This window comes from Citrobacter sp. 21OH12SH02A-Citro (assembly GCF_027919895.1).
GTDB classification, from domain to species: Bacteria; Pseudomonadota; Gammaproteobacteria; order Enterobacterales; family Enterobacteriaceae; genus Citrobacter; species Citrobacter braakii.
Genome location: NZ_CP114801.1, coordinates 544,349 through 558,821, shown reverse-complemented (window position 1 = coordinate 558,821; position 14,473 = coordinate 544,349). Strand labels below are relative to the sequence as shown.

General features: G+C 51.5%; 13 protein-coding genes and 2 tRNA genes. 4 read left to right on the top strand and 11 right to left on the bottom strand.

The window, feature by feature from the left end:
• Positions 1-6: 6 nt before the first annotated feature.
• From nusA to O6D90_RS02755, 3 genes are all read right to left on the bottom strand, one after another.
• Positions 7-1,494 carry a transcription termination factor NusA gene (gene nusA, locus O6D90_RS02765; RefSeq protein WP_003024992.1) on the bottom strand — a complete coding sequence of 496 codons (1,488 nt, stop codon included), beginning with the start codon at positions 1,492-1,494 and terminating at the stop codon, positions 7-9.
• A 28-nt stretch (positions 1,495-1,522) separates the two neighbouring features.
• Complete coding sequence (gene rimP / locus O6D90_RS02760; RefSeq protein WP_003024996.1) at positions 1,523-1,975, bottom strand: ribosome maturation factor RimP; 453 nt, start codon at positions 1,973-1,975, stop codon at positions 1,523-1,525.
• Between the two features lie 207 nt (positions 1,976-2,182).
• Positions 2,183-2,259 (bottom strand) — tRNA-Met (locus O6D90_RS02755).
• Between the two features lie 334 nt (positions 2,260-2,593).
• Between O6D90_RS02755 and argG the strand changes: the two genes are divergently transcribed.
• Positions 2,594-3,937 (top strand): argininosuccinate synthase, encoded by a 1,344-nt coding sequence (gene argG / locus O6D90_RS02750; protein ID WP_003024998.1) that lies wholly within the window; start codon positions 2,594-2,596, stop codon positions 3,935-3,937.
• Between the two features lie 204 nt (positions 3,938-4,141).
• Here the strand turns inward: argG and O6D90_RS02745 are convergent.
• From O6D90_RS02745 to O6D90_RS02735, 3 genes are all read right to left on the bottom strand, one after another.
• Positions 4,142-4,228: transfer RNA gene (locus O6D90_RS02745), tRNA-Leu, on the bottom strand.
• A gap of 9 nt (positions 4,229-4,237) precedes the next feature.
• Positions 4,238-4,570 (bottom strand): preprotein translocase subunit SecG, encoded by a 333-nt coding sequence (secG, locus tag O6D90_RS02740; protein WP_003025000.1) that lies wholly within the window; start codon positions 4,568-4,570, stop codon positions 4,238-4,240.
• A 167-nt stretch (positions 4,571-4,737) separates the two neighbouring features.
• Positions 4,738-5,631 (bottom strand): LysR family transcriptional regulator, encoded by an 894-nt coding sequence (locus O6D90_RS02735; RefSeq protein ID WP_016154668.1) that lies wholly within the window; start codon positions 5,629-5,631, stop codon positions 4,738-4,740.
• Between the two features lie 148 nt (positions 5,632-5,779).
• Here O6D90_RS02735 and iadA point away from each other — a divergent pair, with 148 nt between their 5' ends.
• The gene (gene iadA, locus O6D90_RS02730; protein WP_016157567.1) at positions 5,780-6,913 is read left to right on the top strand and encodes a beta-aspartyl-peptidase; all 1,134 of its coding nucleotides are present in this window, start codon (positions 5,780-5,782) and stop codon (positions 6,911-6,913) included.
• Between the two features lie 10 nt (positions 6,914-6,923).
• On the top strand, positions 6,924-8,390 hold the full coding sequence (dcuC, locus tag O6D90_RS02725; RefSeq protein ID WP_016157568.1) for a C4-dicarboxylate transporter DcuC: 1,467 nt from the start codon (positions 6,924-6,926) through the stop codon (positions 8,388-8,390).
• A gap of 45 nt (positions 8,391-8,435) precedes the next feature.
• Here the strand turns inward: dcuC and glmM are convergent, their stop codons facing one another.
• The 4 genes from glmM to rlmE form a co-directional block, all read right to left on the bottom strand.
• The gene (glmM, locus tag O6D90_RS02720) at positions 8,436-9,773 is read right to left on the bottom strand and encodes a phosphoglucosamine mutase (protein ID WP_016157569.1); all 1,338 of its coding nucleotides are present in this window, start codon (positions 9,771-9,773) and stop codon (positions 8,436-8,438) included.
• Positions 9,766-10,614 carry a dihydropteroate synthase gene (gene folP, locus O6D90_RS02715; RefSeq protein ID WP_016157570.1) on the bottom strand — a complete coding sequence of 283 codons (849 nt, stop codon included), beginning with the start codon at positions 10,612-10,614 and terminating at the stop codon, positions 9,766-9,768. Before folP ends, glmM begins: the two co-directional genes overlap by 8 nt.
• A gap of 98 nt (positions 10,615-10,712) precedes the next feature.
• Positions 10,713-12,647: an ATP-dependent zinc metalloprotease FtsH gene (gene ftsH / locus O6D90_RS02710; protein ID WP_019077783.1), complete on the bottom strand. Its 1,935-nt coding sequence runs from the start codon at positions 12,645-12,647 to the stop codon at positions 10,713-10,715.
• A 99-nt stretch (positions 12,648-12,746) separates the two neighbouring features.
• A complete protein-coding gene (rlmE, locus tag O6D90_RS02705) occupies positions 12,747-13,376 on the bottom strand; it encodes a 23S rRNA (uridine(2552)-2'-O)-methyltransferase RlmE (protein ID WP_003025015.1) in 630 nt (209 codons plus the stop codon).
• Positions 13,377-13,501: 125 nt separating this feature from the next.
• Here rlmE and yhbY point away from each other — a divergent pair, with 125 nt between their 5' ends.
• Complete coding sequence (gene yhbY, locus O6D90_RS02700; protein ID WP_003025016.1) at positions 13,502-13,795, top strand: ribosome assembly RNA-binding protein YhbY; 294 nt, start codon at positions 13,502-13,504, stop codon at positions 13,793-13,795.
• A gap of 153 nt (positions 13,796-13,948) precedes the next feature.
• Here the strand turns inward: yhbY and greA are convergent, their stop codons facing one another.
• Positions 13,949-14,425, bottom strand: a complete 477-nt coding sequence (greA, locus tag O6D90_RS02695; RefSeq protein ID WP_016154674.1) for a transcription elongation factor GreA — start codon at positions 14,423-14,425, stop codon at positions 13,949-13,951.
• Positions 14,426-14,473: the final 48 nt, after the last annotated feature.

Sequence of the window (14,473 nt, the reverse complement as noted above, 5' to 3'; positions counted from 1 at the left end):
AGTTTATTACGCTTCGTCGCCGAACCAGCAAATATTACGGGCAGCCATAATCAGCTCACCGGCTTTTTCGTCGGTCAACCCTTCGATATCAGCCAGATCATCAATGCCCTGTTCAGCGAGATCTTCCAGCGTACAAACACCACGGGCAGCCAGTTTGAAAGCCATCTCACGATCCAATCCTTCCAGATTCAGCAGATCGTCAGCCGGTTTGTTATCACCGAGACTTTCTTCCTGGGCCAGTGCCAGAGTGGTCAGTGCGTTTTTAGCACGCTCGCGCAGCGCTTCAACGGTCTGTTCATCCAGGCCGTCAATTTCCAGCAGCTCTTTCATTGGCACGTAGGCCAGTTCTTCCAGCGTCGCAAAACCTTCTTCTACCAGAACCGTCGCGAAATCTTCATCGATATCGAGATATTTGGTGAAGGTATCAATGGCTGCATGTGCTTCAGCCTGATGCTTCGCCTGCAGGTCATCAACGGTCATCACGTTGAGTTCCCAACCGCTCAGTTGTGAAGCCAGGCGGACGTTCTGACCATTACGTCCAATCGCCTGAGCCAGGTTACCGGCTTCAACCGCGATATCCATGGTGTGTTTGTCTTCATCCACCACGATAGAAGCGACGTCTGCTGGCGCCATTGCGTTAATCACGAACTGCGCCGGGTTATCATCCCACAGGACGATATCGATACGCTCGCCGCCCAGTTCAGTAGAAACCGCCTGAACGCGCGCACCGCGCATACCCACACAGGCGCCGACCGGATCAATACGCTTGTCGTTGGTCTTAACGGCGATTTTCGCACGTGAACCCGGATCGCGAGCAGCCGCTTTAATTTCGATCACTTCTTCGCCAATTTCCGGCACTTCAATGCGGAACAGCTCTATCAGCATTTCCGGTTTGGAACGGGTTACGAACAGCTGCGCACCGCGCGCTTCCGGGCGTACAGAGTAAAGAACGCCACGAATACGGTCACCTGGGCGGAAGTTTTCACGCGGCAGCATGTCTTCACGCAGGATCACGGCTTCAGCATTGCTGCCCAGATCCAGAGAAATGTTGTCGCGGTTAACTTTCTTCACCACACCGGTGACGATTTCGCCTTCGTGTTCGCGGAACTGATCGACAACCATTGCGCGTTCGGCTTCACGTACTTTCTGTACGATAACCTGTTTCGCGGTCTGGGTGGTGATACGGTCAAAGGTGACAGATTCAATCTGATCTTCAACATATTCGCCCACGTTCAGGCTTTCGTCTTCGAAGCGTGCCGCTTCCAGCGTAATTTCTTTGGTCGGCTGAGTAACTTCTTCTACGATTACCCAACGACGGAAGGTATCGAAATCACCGCTTTTACGATCGATTTCTACGCGAACGTCGATCTCTTGCTCATATTTTTTCTTTGTTGCTGTAGCCAGCGCACTTTCCAGCGCTTCAAAAATTTTCTCGCGTGGCAGCGCTTTTTCGTTGGATACGGCTTCAACAACAGCCAAAATTTCTTTGTTCATCGCGGGCTTTTCACCTCAATCCAGACTGTTAAAAGTGGGGAACCAGGTTCGCCTTCTGGATATTACTCAGCGCGAACACTTCATCTTTACCTTCGACTGTGACCGTGATCATCTCACCATCCACCGCTTTGATAACGCCCTGCCATTTACGACGGTTTTGTACCGCCATACGAAGAACCAGCGTCACTTCTTCACCCAGGAAACGCACGTAGTGTTCAGCTGTGAACAGAGGACGGTCGAGACCCGGAGAGGAGACTTCCAGGTTGTAGGCAACGGTGATTGGGTCTTCGACATCCATCACGGCGCTTACCTGATGGCTCACATCAGCACAATCATCAACATTGATGCCATCTTCACTATCAATATAGATGCGCAGTGTGGATGTGCGACCACGAATAAATTCGATGCCGACCAACTCGTAGCCCAGGGCTTCAACTGGCGCTGTAATCATCTCTGTTAATTTTTGCTCTAATGTGGACAAGCCCACCCCCAAGACATAAAAAAAGGGCCTAAAGCCCAGTTATTCTGTAGTCAGATAACAAAAAACCCCGATAAATCGGGGCTTTATATAACTGAACCCTATAACCGCACCTGCGGTTCGGAAAACCTTCCGAAAGAATTTTTTTCAAATCCAGCTACGAAGGCCTAAGTCTTCACAGTATATTTGAAAAAGAACTCTAAGGGAAAGTGGTTGCGGGGGCCGGATTTGAACCGACGACCTTCGGGTTATGAGCCCGACGAGCTACCAGGCTGCTCCACCCCGCGCCTGAAACGTGGCAAATTTTACTCGTTTTGGGTAAAAAATGCAAATACTGCTGGGATTTGGTACCGAGGACGGGACGTAAAATCTGCGCACAGTATATTGATTCACTATGCGGTATGTCAACCTTGTTACGACTATGCAAATCAATGAATGCTGTCCAGCGAATATTCGACCAGATAAATGTGTCACCCGCGCCGTTATTTAACGAAATTATCACTAAACTCTTCCTGTCATCCAGAAAAGATGATTAAATGAAAACTCACTTATTTTGCATAAAAATGCAATTAGTATAATAAGCCGACCTCTTCACCAGTCTATCAAGCAGGGTTTTATTTTATGACGACGATTCTCAAGCATCTCCCGGTAGGTCAACGTATTGGTATCGCTTTTTCCGGCGGCCTGGACACCAGTGCAGCACTGCTGTGGATGCGACAAAAAGGGGCTGTCCCATATGCATATACTGCGAATTTGGGCCAGCCGGATGAGGATGACTATGACGCCATTCCTCGCCGTGCAATGGAATATGGTGCTGAGAATGCTCGCCTGGTAGATTGCCGTAAGCAGCTGGTTGCCGAAGGGATTGCTGCGATTCAGTGCGGTGCATTCCACAACACCACCGGCGGACTGACCTATTTCAATACCACTCCGCTGGGCCGTGCTGTCACCGGCACCATGCTGGTTGCGGCCATGAAAGAAGATGGCGTAAATATCTGGGGTGACGGTAGCACCTATAAAGGTAACGATATTGAACGTTTCTATCGTTACGGTCTGCTGACCAACGCCGAACTGCAGATTTACAAACCATGGCTGGATACCGATTTTATCGATGAACTCGGCGGTCGCCATGAGATGTCCGAATTTATGATTGCCTGTGGTTTCGACTACAAGATGTCCGTTGAGAAAGCGTACTCCACGGACTCCAATATGCTCGGGGCGACCCACGAAGCAAAAGACCTCGAATTTCTGAACTCCAGCGTCAAAATCGTCAACCCGATTATGGGCGTGAAATTCTGGGATGAGAGCGTGAAGATCCCGGCAGAAGAAGTCACCGTGCGTTTTGAGCAGGGTCATCCGGTTGCGCTGAACGGTAAAACCTTCAGCGACGACGTTGAGATGATGCTGGAAGCCAACCGCATCGGCGGTCGTCACGGTCTGGGTATGAGCGATCAGATTGAAAACCGTATCATTGAAGCGAAAAGCCGGGGCATCTACGAAGCTCCGGGGATGGCATTGCTGCACATCGCCTATGAGCGTCTGCTGACCGGGATTCACAACGAAGACACCATCGAGCAGTATCACGCGCACGGTCGCCAGCTTGGTCGTCTGTTGTATCAGGGCCGCTGGTTTGACTCTCAGGCGCTGATGCTGCGTGACGGTCTGCAGCGTTGGGTTGCCAGCCAGATTACGGGTGAAGTGACGCTGGAACTGCGTCGCGGTAATGATTACTCAATCCTCAACACCGTGTCTGACAATCTGACTTACAAACCAGAACGTCTGACGATGGAAAAAGGCGACTCAGTATTCTCTCCGGATGATCGTATCGGTCAGTTGACCATGCGTAATCTGGATATCACTGATACCCGCGAGAAGCTGTTCGGTTATGCGCAGTCTGGCCTGCTGACCGCCTCTTCCACAACCGGCCTGCCGCAGGTTGAGAATCTGGAAAACAAGGCAAAGTAAATATTCATCATCTTCAGGCCGCGAAAGCGGCCTTTTTTATGCGCAGAAAATAGGGATGTTCTGTGACCCTGAGGCCTGATAAGCCAGGCATCATCAGGTATTGTAATAGTCGGATGGCGTCCTAAATGTCTTATCCGACCTACAGAACTACCACAAATGACAGACGAAAAAAAAGACGCTTTGCAGCGTCTTTTTTTTGGAATTTGGTACCGAGGATGGGACTCGAACCCACAAGCCCGTTAGGGCACTACCACCTCAAGGTAGCGTGTCTACCAATTCCACCACCTCGGTACAGAATACTTAGCGTGGGATATCGCTGGTCGGCTGAGCCGGAGCAGCTGGCTGAGTTTGCTCGGTTTTCGCCGGTGCACTCAGATTTTCCCACTCACTTCCTTTATTGGTCTTATTGCTGTTCATGTTACCCAGCACCAGACTGATGATGAAGAACAAGGTTCCCAATACAGCTGTCATGCGGGTCATGAAGTTACCAGAACCACTTGAACCAAACAGAGTACCAGAAGCGCCTGCGCCAAAAGAGGCTCCCATATCAGCGCCTTTGCCTTGCTGCAGCATGATCAAGCCTACCAGGCCAATTGCCACAATAAGGAAAACTACTAAAAGAGCTTCGTGCATAATCAACCTGTTCCTTGCGGAGTTGCCGCGTACAATGCTTCGACCATTAAAGCGGGAATGTTTACTGTTTCCCACTGAAGCGGGTGTGAATACTAACCAAAGCGAATAACCTTCGCAAGGGCAATTTGTTGGCATTGTATCAACTGCGGAAAAAATCGCCATATCAATCAAAAACGCAGCAACTTCTCCCAGCATCTCTGCATGACGGCGCGTTGATCGTCAAGATTCGCCCATACCACAACGGGGATTTCACAAATCAGGTCAGCGTTTTCTGGCCAGCAGTGAATAATTTGCTGGTTCACCAACTCTTCCGCCACCATCGATTCGGGTAACCATGCCATTCCCATATGCCGCAGCACCATTTCTCGTATCGTTTCGCTTAAACCACTCTCAAACACTTTTTTCAGACGTGGGCGGACGCGTTGTTCAGCTGGCTCAATAATGCGTCTGACAAAGGTGTAGTCGCTATAGCATAGCCATGGGATCGGCACATGCGGATCGTTAAGCGCATTAGCCAACTGCGCAGAAATAACCGGTATAAATCGCTCATACCGCCATAGTGAACGTTTTAACCCTCCGGCAATCTCCAGCCCCGGCTGCGAAGACGGTAAATCGTAGGTCACCAGAAGATCGATTTGCCGATCTATCAAGGCGTTAAAGTGGTTGTCTATCCCCTGAATACTGGCATTAACCGTAAAATTTAACTGCGGTTCGCTCTGCCGCAGATAGTTGATCATATCCGGCAGGATATTCACCGATAGCGTATGCAGGCTAACCATCACCAGCGTATTGTCCGTTGCTGGCGTCATCGCCGATAGCTCGTGGCGCGCCTCTGTTAGTGTACTGAGGACGTGCCGGGCATAGGGTTCAAAGCGTTCACCATAGCGTGTCAGCGTAACGGGGGTCGTGGTCCGGTCAAACAACGGCACCCCTAACACCTCTTCCAGCGCCTTTATACGCCGACTGAGTGCGGGTTGAGTAATATGCCGCTGCGCCGCGGCCTGAGAGTAGTTTCCATGCTGACTCAATGCCAGAAAATCTTCCAGCCACTTACAATCCACGTTGAACTCTCCACCATGCCATAACCGCATCCTCCAATACCAAATCGGTAATAGTCATAGTTATAGTAATGGCTTTATGGTGGGCATCATAACAACAATATTCCTTTTCACCTGCCGACTCTCACCCACGACGTTTGACAGGACCGATATGTTTACTTTATTGACCAATGCCCGTGTTTTTTCTCCCGAGGATTTAGGCCTCTGCTCCCTGCTCATTCATGCCGACCGAATTGTGGCGGTAGAAAAAGATATTTCCCTGTTTGATGGCGTCGACGAGGTCGTCGATTGTCATGGCAAATGGGTTATCCCAGGCATAATCGATCAGCATGTCCATCTTACCGGTGGCGGTGGCGAGGCTGGATTTGCCAGCCGAACGCCAGCCGTCAAGCTACGCGATCTGATTCAGGCAGGTATTACCACGGTTGTCGGCGTGTTAGGTACCGATGCCATTTCTCGTTCGCCCAAAGACCTCTACGCCAAAATGCAGTCTCTCAACCTTGAGGGATTACGCGCATTTATGCATACGGGAGCCTACGCGGTACCCAGCCCAACCATTACGCGATCCATCCGCGATGACATGACCTTTATTCCAGCGATACTTGGCGTCAAAATCGCCCTCGCCGATCACCGTGGTTCTTACCCCTCTTTCCAGGAATTGCTGAGAATAGTAAGCGATATCCGCGTGGCTTCCCTGCTGGCAGGCAAAAAAGGGTTACTGCATGTACATCTTGGGAATCTGCCGGAAGGGATGTCACAGCTTAGTGAGCTGTGTGATGCAGGCATTCCGATTCACCACATTTCACCGACCCATGTTGCGAGAACAGCGCCCTTGTTCGAACAGGCGATTGCGTTCGCTCATCGTGGCGGCCATATCGACGTTACGTCTGGCGGTAGTCGCTTTATGCCTCAGGAGCAGGCAATCCTCCACGCTCTGGAAGCCCAGGTTCCAGCCGATCGCATCACGATCAGCTCTGATGGTAATGGCAGCGTTCCGCGCTTTAACGCCCAGGGTATTGTGGAAGGCTTAAGCGCGGCACCGGTCGCTGGTAACCTTAATCTTCTTCCTCGTCTGATTGATGTGGGGATCCCGGTGCCACAAGCGATCGCGATGTTGACGGCAAACGTTGCTCGCTCGTTGGGTATTTCCGGCGGCGTGCTCTGCGCCGGGGAACGTGCTGATATCTGTGTACTCAATGATGACCTCTCGCTGGCCCATCTGTTCGCTGCGGGTAAGCCGTTGCTGCGGGATGGCGAGTGCCTGGTTACTGGCAACTTCGAGTAAGGGGGCAAGAATGTCATTATTACTGGCGCTAATTGCCATCATTTTTGCCGGACGTCTGATCCTCAAAAAATATCACCCCCAGTCAGTGTTGCTGTTGACCGGGATTGTGCTGCTGCTTATCGCGCATTTTAGCGGGATGACCACGCTCAGTGACCTGGTGAAAAAAAGCACCGGATTCGGCCCCTTTGATGCCTTCGAGTTTATTCGCGATACCCTGAGCGTGCGCCTCGGCGGCCTTGGGCTGCAAATTATGCTGATTGGTGGTTTCGCTACATATATGTCGGCCATTGGCGCAAGCCAGGTGCTGGTTCGGGTGACATCTCGCCCTTTGCAACGCCTGAACTCACCGTATCTGCTGTTGGGGCTGGCGCTGTTGCTGGGTCAATTCCTGTCGCTGTTTATCAGCAGCGCCACCGGGCTGGGTCTGCTGTTGATGGCGACGCTCTACCCTCTGCTGACCCGTCTTGGCTGTAGCCGCGCTGCCGTTGCCGCCGTTATCGCCAGTACCTGTGCGGTTGAATTTGGTCCAGGTTCCGGCAACTCGGTTCTCGCCGCCAAAACCGCAGGCATCGAGGTGGTGAACTATTTCGTGCAGGATCAGTTGCCGATCGTCGTCCCCGTTATTCTGTTCATCGCCCTGTTACATATTGTTGTGCAACGCTTTTTCGACCATCGGGAAAGCAGTGACGGTGTGGCTCAGCAGATGCAGACATTAACGTCGACCGATGAAACTGAAGCACCGATCGCCTGGCTTTTTCTGCCCATGCTACCTCTGGTGTTGATGCTGGTGTGCAGTGATTTAGTATTCAGTTCGCTCAAAATTACGCTGGATACCGCCGTACTGATAAGCCTCGCCATTACCCTGGTTTGTGAGTATTGCCGTCATCGTAAGGCGCGCGAGGTGATGGCAGGCGTACAAAAAGTCTTTGACAGCATGGGCAGCGTTTTTGCCACCGTCGTCACGCTGATTATCGCCGGTGAAGTCTTTTCAGCCGGACTGAAAGCTATTGGCGCCGTCGATGCGCTGCTGTCGCTTTCCGGTGAATTTGGCCTCAGCGCCGCCTCTATTATCCTGCTGATGACCCTTATCACCTTTGCAATTTCAGCGCTAATGGGCTCCGGAAATGCGGCGTTTTTCTCCTTCGCCCCAATGGTACCGGACATCAGCCGTCATATCGGTAGCGACATCGCAGTCATGATGTTGCCTATCCAGATATCGGCGGGTATTGGTCGTACGTTATCCCCCATTGCCGGCGTCATCATTGCTATCGCGGGAATTGCAGGCGTCTCACCTGTGGACATTGTTAAGCGCACCGCGATTCCGATGCTGGGCGGTTGGTTACTGATGATTGCGCTGACCTTTGCCCGGTCAGGGCATTTGCTGGCAGTTTTGCCGTGGCTGGCAGTCCTTGTAATATTAATGATCGGTGGTTACTTCTGGCAGCGCCGACATAAACAGTCGCTTCCCGTACAGTAATAAAAAACCGGAGTCCCAGACTCCGGTTTTCACTGTTTTTAGTGATTACACCGCTTTGACGGCATCGGCAATACGGTGAGCGAATTCAGTCACCTGCGCTTCATCTTCACCTTCAACCATCACGCGAATTAACGGTTCTGTACCTGACTTACGCAGCAGAACACGTCCGCGATTGCCCAGTGCAGCTTCAACTTCAGCCATCACCGCTTTCACGTTTTCATGTTCCAGCGGATCGCCGCTACCTGCAGTGTAACGTACGTTAACCAGCAGTTGCGGGAACATTTTCATGCCGCTGCACAGGTCGTGCAAACTCATATGATTGCGCACCATCGCCGCCAGTACCTGCAGACCTGCAACAATACCGTCACCGGTGGTGGTTTTGTCCAGCAGGATCACATGGCCTGAGTTTTCAGCACCGATACGCCAGCCTTTTTCCTGCATTTTTTCCAGTACGTAGCGGTCGCCGACTTTCGCACGGGCAAACGGAATACCCAACTGTTTCAGCGCCAGCTCGAGGCCCATATTGCTCATCAGCGTGCCTACCGCGCCACCGCGCAGTTGCCCCTGACGCAGGGCTTCACGGGCAATGATGTACATGATCTGATCGCCATCGACCTTATTGCCTTCGTGGTCAACCATAATGACGCGGTCGCCGTCACCATCCAGCGCAATACCCAGATCAGCTTTTTCCGCCATCACGCGCGCCTGCAGGGCACGGACGTCGGTAGCGCCGACTTCTTCATTGATATTCACACCGTTTGGCTCACAACCAATAGCAATCACGTTTGCGCCCAGCTCACGCAGTACATTTGGCGCAATGTGGTACGTCGCACCATTAGCGCAATCCACCACAATTTTAAGCTCACTCAGACTCAATTCATTCGGGAAGGTGCCTTTGCAAAACTCGATATAACGACCGGCAGCATCAACGATGCGGGTAGCTTTACCCAGTTCAGCCGAGTCCACGCAGGTGATCGCTTTTTCCATTTCGGCTTCGATAGCTTCTTCAACCGCATCCGGCAGTTTGGTCCCATCGATGGAGAAGAATTTAATTCCGTTGTCATAGTACGGGTTGTGCGAAGCGGAGATAACAATCCCGGCTTCAGCACGGAAGGCACGCGTCAGATATGCAACAGCAGGTGTTGGCATTGGGCCTGTGAAAGAAGCCGACAGTCCGGCGGCAGCCAGACCCGCTTCCAGTGCGGACTCCAGCATATAGCCAGAAATACGCGTATCTTTGCCAATAATAATTTTACGTGAACCATGACGTGCCAGCACTTTTCCTGCAGCCCAACCCAGTTTGAGCACAAAGTCAGGGGTAATTGGGGCGTCGCCTACGCGACCACGGATCCCATCGGTGCCAAAATATTTACGATTACTCATAGCGTTTATTTTCCTTTGCAGACAATGTGGCTTCCACCACACGCATCGCTTCTACGGTTTCTTTGACGTCATGGACACGAACGATATGCGCCCCTTGCATTGCGGCAATGACCGCACACGCAAGGCTACCGCTCAGGCGTTCGGATGGCCCCACATTCAGCAACTGGCCAACCATTGATTTTCGTGACATCCCAGCCAGCAATGGCAGATTAAAATGATGAAACTCAGCCAAACGTGCCAGTAATGTGTAGTTGTGAGTGAGATTTTTACCGAATCCGAACCCGGGGTCGAGCAACAATTTATCTTTTGTGATTCCAGCCCGCTCGCAGCGTGCTATTTGTTCAACAAAGTAACGATTTACATCAGCAAAAACATCCTCGTACTTTGGTGCTTCCTGCATGGTTTTCGGCTGACCCTGCATATGCATCAGACAAACCGGTAATCCGGTTTCTGCTGCGGCTTCCAGCGCCCCAGGCTCCGAGAGTGAGCGAATGTCATTAATGATATGTGCGCCGACTCTGGCGCACTCGCGAATCACTTCTGCTTTTGAAGTATCGACCGAAATCCACACTTCAAAACGCTGAGCAATCGCCTCCACCACCGGGATCACTCGCTGCAACTCTTCTTCCACGCTCACATCGGCCGCACCTGGACGCGTGGATTCACCACCCACATCAATGATAGTCGCCCCGGCGTTAATCATCAGGTTTGCGTGTTTTACCGCCTCAACCAGAGAGTTGTGCGCACCACCATCGGAAAAGGAATCTGGCGTGACGTTCAAAATCCCCATGACGTGCGGATGGCTGAGATCCAGTGAAGACCCCTGAGCAAAGAGTTTCATAGTTTTATCCCTGATAACATCTTGAATATACAAATAAGAAAAACCCCGGGGCAAGCCCCAGGGTTTTAAATTAGAACACGGTCATCATCAACGATAACTTATTTGTCGCCCAGTTGCTCTGACATGGTGCCAGAGTCCGGCGCACGCGGTTCATCAACCGGACGCGGCGCACTCGGCTTGCCGGTGCTGCCAGAGTTGTTGTTAGAAGAACCCGGTTCTTCCCAACCCGCTGGCGGACGTACCTCGCGGCGAGCCATCAGATCATCAATCTGCGGCGCATCGATGGTCTCATATTTCATGAGCGCATCTTTCATCGAGTGCAGAATGTCCATGTTTTCGTTCAGCAGACGACGCGCACGGTCATAGTTACGCTCAATCAGCAGTTTAACTTCCTGATCGATAATACGAGCCGTTTCATCGGACATATGTTTAGCTTTCGCCACAGAACGTCCCAGGAACACTTCGCCTTCTTCTTCAGCGTACAGCAACGGACCGAGTTTCTCGGAGAAGCCCCACTGAGTAACCATGTTACGCGCCAGGTTAGTCGCGACTTTAATGTCGTTCGACGCACCGGTAGAAACATGTTCAACACCGTAGATGATCTCTTCGGCCAGACGACCGCCGTACAGCGTGGAGATCTGACTTTCCAGTTTCTGACGGCTGGCGCTGATAGCGTCGCCTTCAGGCAGGAAGAAGGTCACACCCAGCGCACGACCGCGCGGGATAATCGTCACTTTGTGCACCGGATCGTGTTCCGGTACCAGGCGACCGATAATCGCGTGGCCTGCTTCGTGATACGCGGTAGATTCTTTCTGCGCTTCCGTCATCACCATGGAGCGACGTTCCGCACCCATCATGATTTTGTCTTTCGCTTTCTCGAATTCAACCATCGATACAACACGCTTGTTGCCACGAGCTGCAAACAGCGCCGCTTCGTTGACCAGGTTCGCGAGATCTGCACCGGAGAAGCCAGGCGTACCACGTGCAATGATTGCCGCATCGATATCCGGAGACAGCGGTACGCGACGCATATGCACTTTCAGGATCTGTTCACGACCGCGGACATCCGGCAGACCAACCACAACCTGACGGTCGAAACGGCCTGGACGCAGCAGCGCAGGGTCAAGAACGTCCGGACGGTTAGTTGCCGCGATAACGATAATGCCTTCGTTACCTTCGAAGCCGTCCATCTCAACCAGCATCTGGTTCAGTGTCTGCTCACGTTCATCGTGACCACCGCCCAGACCTGCACCACGCTGGCGGCCTACGGCGTCGATTTCATCGATGAAGATGATGCACGGTGCCGCTTTCTTGGCTTGTTCGAACATGTCACGCACACGAGATGCACCGACACCCACGAACATTTCCACGAAATCAGAACCGGAAATGGTGAAGAAAGGAACCTTCGCTTCACCTGCGATAGCTTTCGCCAGCAGGGTTTTACCCGTACCCGGAGGACCGACCATCAGGACGCCTTTCGGGATTTTACCGCCCAGCTTCTGGAAACGGCTCGGTTCGCGCAGATACTCAACCAGCTCAGCAACTTCTTCTTTTGCTTCGTCGCAACCAGCAACGTCCGCAAAAGTCGTTTTGATCTGATCTTCCGTCAGCATGCGCGCTTTGCTCTTGCCGAACGACATGGCACCTTTGCCACCACCGCCCTGCATTTGACGCATGAAGAAGATCCAGACACCAATCAGCAGCAACATTGGGAACCAGGAAATGAAGATAGAAGCCAGCAGGCTCGGCTCTTCAGGCGGTTCACCAACAACCTTGACGTTTTTGGTCAGCAGGTTATCAAGCAGCTTCGGATCGTTAACCGGAATGTAGGTCGTGTAACGGTTACTATCTTTCTTGGTAACGTTAATCTCACGTCCGTTGATCTTCGCTTCACGAACCTGGTCCTGATTGACCTCTTGCAGGAAGGTAGAGTAATCAACCTTACGGCCATTAGACTCGCTGGGCCCAAAGCTCTGGAATACTGACATCAGCACAACGGCAATGACCAGCCAGAGAATTAGGTTTTTCGCCATGTCACTCAAGGGATTAACCTCATATTACAACTGTGTTAAAAACAGCGTCAGGATACTCTATATCCAGTTTCTTTCAAACTTTCGTTTGAAATCTACCGGTTATGGTTTACGCCCGGTCGCTACAATATACACTTCACGCGAACGGGCGCGAGAAGAGTCCGGCTTACGAACTTTGACCTTCGTAAACAGGGAGCGAATCTCTCTTAGATACTCATCGAAGCCTTCGCCCTGGAACACCTTCACTACAAAACTACCACCTGGCGCTAATACATCACGAGCCATTCCAAGCGCCAGCTCTACCAGATACATGGCCCGGGGAATATCCACCGCCGGTGTTCCACACATATTTGGCGCCATATCAGACATGACAACTTGTACTTTACTGTCACCTACGCGCTCAAGTAACGCTTTCAGGACTAATTCATCACGAAAGTCGCCCTGAAGGAAGTCCACACCAACGATTGGATCCATAGGTAAAAGATCGCAAGCGATAATGCGGCCAGTGTTGCCGATCTGCGTAACCGCATATTGCGACCAGCCACCGGGTGCAGCACCGAGATCAACAATCGTCATCCCCGGTTTAAAAATTTTGTCACTTTGCTGTATTTCATCAAGTTTAAACCAGGCACGGGAACGTAACCCCTTTTTCTGCGCCTGCTGAACATATTTATCGCTAAAGTGTTCCTGAAGCCAGCGACTCGAGCTGGCAGAACGCTTTTTACCTGTCATTTCACATTCCCAAAGGGCAGTTCATCGTAACCAATGGTGTAAATTTCTACACAGCTATTTGGCGATATATGGGAGATGGCGGTAGAATGACCCGTTTTCAATCCCAACGTAAGCAAAAATATACGATGAATCTGAGTACTAAACAAAAACAGCACCTGAAAGGTCTGGCACATCCGCTCAAGCCTGTAGTTATGCTTGGCAACAATGGTTTGACCGAAGGGGTACTGGCCGAGATTGAACAAGCGTTAGAGCACCATGAACTTATCAAGGTGAAAATCGCCTCGGAAGATCGCGATACTAAAACCTTGATCGTGGAAGCTATCGTACGCGAAACCGGCGCCTGCAATGTACAGGTCATCGGTAAAACGCTGGTACTGTATCGCCCGACTAAAGAACGTAAAATCTCGCTGCCACGCTAAGAATATCCCAAAGTTGCACACGAAGTTTGTGTAAAACGCGGGATTTTCCGCTAGCAGGAGAGCAAAATGCCACGCTCTCTTCGTTGATAAAAGGCCGCTAAGCGGCCTTTTTCCTTTCTTTACAATGTATCAACATCTTAACCAAGATGCGAATTACAGGTATTCTACCTTCGTTACTTCATATTCAACTTCACCGCCCGGCGTTTTAATAACCACCACGTCATCCTGCTCTTTACCGATTAGGCCACGAGCAATAGGCGAGTTCACCGAAATCAGGTTCTGTTTAAAATCGGCTTCATCATCGCCGACAATACGCCAGGTCTGCTCTTCGTCGTTATCGAGATTCAGCACGGTAACCGTCGCGCCGAAAACTACGCGACCATTGTTCGGCATTTTTGTGACGTCGATAACCTGCGCGTTGGACAGTTTAGCTTCGATATCTTTAATGCGCCCTTCGCAGAAACCCTGCTGTTCGCGCGCCGCGTGATACTCTGCATTTTCTTTCAGGTCGCCATGCTCGCGCGCATCTGCGATAGCGGCAATGATTTCAGGACGGCGCACCGATTTCAGAAAATCCAGTTCTTCGCGCAGTTTTTCAGCACCACGTAAGGTCATTGGGATAGCTTGCATTTGTTATACCTCTTGAACATTCCTGTAGGGGGCGGCTGCTCTCACCCC

Bases quoted from the DNA above. Each gene is read 5' to 3' on its own strand.
- ftsH (WP_019077783.1), bottom strand. From the start codon at position 12,647: ATGGCGAAAAACCTAATTCTCTGGCTGGTCATTGCCGTTGTGCTGATG.
- yhbY (WP_003025016.1), top strand. From the start codon at position 13,502: ATGAATCTGAGTACTAAACAAAAACAGCACCTGAAAGGTCTGGCACAT.
- glmM (WP_016157569.1), bottom strand. From the start codon at position 9,773: ATGAGTAATCGTAAATATTTTGGCACCGATGGGATCCGTGGTCGCGTA.
- argG (WP_003024998.1), top strand. From the start codon at position 2,594: ATGACGACGATTCTCAAGCATCTCCCGGTAGGTCAACGTATTGGTATC.
- secG (WP_003025000.1), bottom strand. From the start codon at position 4,570: ATGCACGAAGCTCTTTTAGTAGTTTTCCTTATTGTGGCAATTGGCCTG.
- iadA (WP_016157567.1), top strand. From the start codon at position 5,780: ATGTTTACTTTATTGACCAATGCCCGTGTTTTTTCTCCCGAGGATTTA.
- greA (WP_016154674.1), bottom strand. From the start codon at position 14,425: ATGCAAGCTATCCCAATGACCTTACGTGGTGCTGAAAAACTGCGCGAA.
- folP (WP_016157570.1), bottom strand. From the start codon at position 10,614: ATGAAACTCTTTGCTCAGGGGTCTTCACTGGATCTCAGCCATCCGCAC.
- dcuC (WP_016157568.1), top strand. From the start codon at position 6,924: ATGTCATTATTACTGGCGCTAATTGCCATCATTTTTGCCGGACGTCTG.
- nusA (WP_003024992.1), bottom strand. From the start codon at position 1,494: ATGAACAAAGAAATTTTGGCTGTTGTTGAAGCCGTATCCAACGAAAAA.
- rlmE (WP_003025015.1), bottom strand. From the start codon at position 13,376: ATGACAGGTAAAAAGCGTTCTGCCAGCTCGAGTCGCTGGCTTCAGGAA.